Source organism: Thauera linaloolentis 47Lol = DSM 12138, assembly GCF_000310205.1.
GTDB lineage: Bacteria > Pseudomonadota > Gammaproteobacteria > Burkholderiales > Rhodocyclaceae > Thauera > Thauera linaloolentis.
Genome location: NZ_AMXE01000165.1, coordinates 1 through 2,271 on the forward strand (window position 1 = coordinate 1; position 2,271 = coordinate 2,271).

A 2,271-nucleotide genomic window follows, 5' to 3' on the forward strand; every position below is an offset into this window, starting at 1 on the left:
GCCGCAGCGCCGGCACCGGCTCCTGCGGCGGCTCCCGCTCCCGCGCCGGCCCCGGTGGCTGCCGCGCCGGCCAATGCCGCGGGCGAAAGCGTCTACAAGCGCACCTGCGCGCTGTGCCATGCGTCGGGCGTCGCCGGCGCGCCGGTCCCCGGCAACAAGGACGACTGGGGACCGCGTATCGAGCAGGGCAAGGATACGTTGTACAAGCATGCGCTCGAAGGCTATACCGGCGAGAAAGGCATGATGCCCGCGCGTGGTGGCGCTGCGACGCTGCCGGACGACGACGTGAAGGCCGCAGTCGATTTCATGGTGGCGAAGTCGCAGTAAGCCCGCGGGCAACCGCTGCCGGTCGCAGCGGCTGCCCGTGCGCCGGCTGCTTGGAAACGGGGGTGAAAGCCCCCGTTTCCCGTTCACCGGGGGCTGGTCCCGGGGCGTGCCCGGTGAACTGCGGGGGCGAATGGCGCCGGGAACGTCCGTGAGCGTGCGAGGCCGCAACGGGCCAGGTACGGCTCAGTGCATGTGTCCGGCGTGGGCCGCGTCGCGCAGGCCGCTCGTCGCGCTGTGGCCGAGCTCGCCGAAGGCCAGTGCCCGTCCGCCGTATTCGGCGATGAAGGCTTCGGCCGCGGCGTGGTCGGCGAAGGCGGGCAGGTCGGGGCCGCGCATCGGGCCGCGAATGCGCGAGCCGATGACGAAGACCGCCTGGCGCGCGTCGAGCCAGGTGCCGTCGCGGTGGTCGGCGACGTACATCGCGGCCGCGTCTTCCGCCGTGTGGTGGGTGTCGAAGCGGACGGGTTCGTCGAGGAACGTGAAGAGATCCACCGGCGAATCGAAGAAATGCGCCGAGCCGTCGGTGAAGATGATCTGCGACGCCCACTTCGGGAAGCGCGCCGGATACATCCCGCACACCGGGCAGCGTGCGTCCACCGGAATGGGGCGCACGTCGTACATGCCCAAGCCAGAGGCGGGATCGTAGGGGTGCGCGGGCGATACGCGCGCCGGCGGCACGATGCAGATGTCCTCGTCGGGCGGGACGAACTCGACGCTGCGCCCGTTTGCCGTGTACTGCCAGAACAGCGTGCCCGCGGCCATCATGCACAGCGTGGCCGAGCCGAGCAGGAGGCGGTGTGCGGAGATCATGGCCGGGACGCGAGCAGCGGGTCGCGGGCGAGCGCGGCGATCAGCGCGCCGACGTTGGCCTCGGGGCTGGCGTCGCTGCGGGTGATCGGGTCGGCTGCCACCGTGCCGTCGGCGTGGAGCAGATGGTTGGGGTAGGTGGGCAGGTGGGCATGGACGGGGGCGGTGTTGATGCCCGTCTCCGGGGTGCCCGGTCCGGTGTTCCAGCGCAGCGAATAAGCGTCGGGGGCGGCGTAGCGCACGGTGAGCGTGACGCCGTTGCGCAGCACGACCGTCAGCGCATCCTGGTTGAGCTGCGGCGGCGCGGCAAGCGCGTCGGCGTGCTCGCGCTCGATGTGTTCGAGGATGGCCGGGTGCAGGTTCATCGGCGGTTGATCTCCTTCAGGCTGGCGGCGATCATCTCGCGCGCGGTCCGGTGCGTGTCGCCGAGGATACGCGCCGCCAGGTAGTGCTCGTAGGCGGGGTGTTCGTCGATGTCGCGGCGGACGATGCGTTCCAGCAGGGTCTGCTCGTCCGGTGCGCCGACGGCCTCCAGCACCGTGCGTCGGTGCTCGCGCGTTTCATAGGCCAGGCGCGCGAGCTGTTCCAGCTCGGGGCCGGCTTCAGGCGGAAGAACGTCGTAGATCGGGTTGTTCATGCCGGCTTTCTCACATGGATTGGTCGTGCAGCGCGCCACCGTCGAGGATGGCCATGTCGGGCGTGACTTCGCTGAACTTCAGCACCTTGCCGCCGTGCTGGGCGGCAAAGGCCTGGGCGTCGGCCGCGCTGGAGAACGAGGCGGCGGTCGGCCCCATCGAGCCCAGCCGCTTCGAGCCGAACACGTAGATGGCCTGCCGGGCGTCGATCCAGTTGCCGACCGGTTTGTCCCAGTCGGCCTTGCCCATGTCCTGCACGAAGAGGCCGGTGACGCGGCGCGCCTGCTCGGGGTTCAGATAGACGCTGAACATCTCCAGCGTGTCGCAGAACCAGTCGGGCTGCGGCGTGCCGCTGTAGTGGATCTGCGCCTTGGGGCCGGGGTAGTCGGCGAGCAGCATGCCGTCGAGCGCGCAACTGGTGCCGCGGTCGATCTCGAGCGCGGCGACCGAGCCGCTGCCGCCGTCCGGTGCGCCGCAGGCGGCGAGCAGGCCGGCCGCGGCC

The 2,271-nt window shown here is 70.8% G+C and carries 5 protein-coding genes; 1 reads left to right on the forward strand and 4 read right to left on the reverse strand.

Annotation, left to right across the window (positions count from 1 at the left end):
* Window positions 1–327: c-type cytochrome (locus tag C666_RS18925; protein WP_004349607.1), on the forward strand; the 327-nt coding region annotated here is incomplete at its 5' end.
* A gap of 183 nt (window positions 328–510) precedes the next feature.
* On the opposite strand, the gene C666_RS18930 is transcribed toward C666_RS18925, so the two are convergent.
* From C666_RS18930 to C666_RS18945, 4 genes are all read right to left on the reverse strand, one after another.
* On the reverse strand, window positions 511–1,137 hold the full coding sequence (locus C666_RS18930; RefSeq protein WP_004349610.1) for a nitrous oxide reductase accessory protein NosL: 627 nt from the start codon (window positions 1,135–1,137) through the stop codon (window positions 511–513).
* A complete protein-coding gene (locus C666_RS18935; protein WP_004349613.1) occupies window positions 1,134–1,499 on the reverse strand; it encodes a hypothetical protein in 366 nt (121 codons plus the stop codon). The genes C666_RS18930 and C666_RS18935 overlap by 4 nt, the downstream gene beginning before the upstream one ends.
* A complete protein-coding gene (locus C666_RS18940; RefSeq protein ID WP_004349616.1) occupies window positions 1,496–1,771 on the reverse strand; it encodes a hypothetical protein in 276 nt (91 codons plus the stop codon). Before C666_RS18940 ends, C666_RS18935 begins: the two co-directional genes overlap by 4 nt.
* Window positions 1,772–1,781: 10 nt before the next feature.
* On the reverse strand, window positions 1,782–2,271 hold a 490-nt coding region (locus C666_RS18945), incomplete at its 5' end, for a nitrous oxide reductase accessory protein NosL (protein ID WP_004349618.1).